Below are 939 nucleotides of genomic sequence, written 5' to 3'. Positions count from 1 at the left end.
TCTGCGAGGCGGCCACCTCGCGCCGGAAACGGGCCCGGAAGTCGTCGTCGTCGGCCAGCCGGGCGTGCACCTGCTTGACCGCGACCAGCCGCCCGTCGGGCGCCGCGGCCAGCAGCACCCGGCCCATGCCGCCCTCCCCGAGCACGCCGAGCACCCGGTAGGGTCCCACCCGCTCCGGCCCCGACGGCCCGATGGCCTCCATACCCGCCCGCCCTCCCAGCCGTTCCACGCGGCCCGGCCGCCCACGGCAGGGGAGATCATACGGCCGGTCAACTCGGCTTGGCCGAAAGGCGATCAGGGTGCGGGCTGCCGCGCGTAACGAGCCGCCAGCACCCCCACCGCCTCCGCCACCGCCGCCCGCAGCTCCGGCGGCCCGAGCACCTCCGCCTCCGGTCCCAGCCGGAGCAGGTCCCCGACCGCGACGGCCCGCGCCTCCACGGACAGCTCCACCTCCACCCACCCTTCCGCGTCCGGCGCGCCCGCCCCCTCCAGAGCCCGCGCCCCCGGCGCGCCGAACTGCATGGGCAGCAGCCGCTGGGCGCGGGGGGAGATCCGCAGGAGGGCCGTCTCCTGGTGCAGGGCGGACTCCAGTCGGCGGGAGGACTCCTCCCAGTGGGCGGCCAGGTCGAAGCCGGCCGGCCGCTCGAAGGTCCCGCCCGTCTCCGCCACCGCCAGCAGCCGGGACACCCGGTAGGTGCGCGGGCTCCCGGCCCCGGAAGCCACCCCCGCGACCAGGTACCAGATGCCGCCCTTGAGGACGAGGCCCAGCGGGTGCAGCTCCCGCAGCCGCAACTCGCCTGACCAGCGCCGGTACTCCGCCCGCAGCGTGCGCTGCTCCCACACCGCCCGGGCCACCTCCGCCAGGTGCGGGACGGGGTCGGCGTCCCGGAACCAGGCCGGGGCGTCCAGGTGGAAACGGTCCTGCACGAGCCGGGCCCG

General features: G+C 77.4%; 1 protein-coding gene and 1 pseudogene. Both read right to left on the bottom strand.

What is annotated here, in order from left to right:
* Nucleotides 1–202, bottom strand: a pseudogene (locus tag VR44_RS40240) (serine/threonine-protein kinase); the annotation flags it as partial.
* A 92-nt stretch (nucleotides 203–294) separates the two neighbouring features.
* A partial coding sequence (locus tag VR44_RS40235; RefSeq protein ID WP_045952655.1) for a helix-turn-helix transcriptional regulator occupies nucleotides 295–939 on the bottom strand: 645 nt, incomplete at its 5' end.

It is taken from the genome of Streptomyces katrae (genome assembly GCF_000966975.1).
GTDB lineage: Bacteria > Actinomycetota > Actinomycetes > Streptomycetales > Streptomycetaceae > Streptomyces > Streptomyces katrae.
Note: the sequence above shows the minus strand (reverse complement) of the source record. Positions and strands in the feature narration are given on the sequence as shown.